At 65.2% G+C, this 279-nt stretch carries 1 protein-coding gene; it reads right to left on the bottom strand.

Annotated features, from left to right (window positions below; genetic code table 11):
- Positions 1-90: 90 nt before the first annotated feature.
- Positions 91-279, bottom strand: a 189-nt coding sequence (locus WDW90_RS39215) for a Trp biosynthesis-associated membrane protein (RefSeq protein ID WP_336493007.1), incomplete at its 5' end; no start/stop codon positions are given.

Here is a 279-nt window from a genome sequence, read left to right as displayed (position 1 = left end):
CAGCGGTCCACGCGGCTGGCGAATTGCCGTGGCCGGGATCTGATGTGTCGTCGCTCACAATGCTCCTTCTTGGGGTGTTGAATCCAAAGTCTAGCGTGCGGTTGGGGCGCTCCCCCCGCTCAACTCATCCCAATCGGAAACAGAGCCGCCAGATTCTTTTCCGCGCCCGGTGCCGACGGCGTCGTAGCGGCGCGTCGGCCCGGGCCAGCGGCGCACCGTGAAGACAGTCACGATTCCGATGACGGCGGTGATGACTCCGAGGATCACCGCGACCACCGG

The sequence above is a fragment of the Methylobacterium nigriterrae genome (genome assembly GCF_037106235.1).
GTDB classification, from domain to species: domain Bacteria; phylum Pseudomonadota; class Alphaproteobacteria; order Rhizobiales; family Beijerinckiaceae; genus Methylobacterium; species Methylobacterium nigriterrae.
This window is presented reverse-complemented; position numbering and strand designations above follow the sequence as displayed.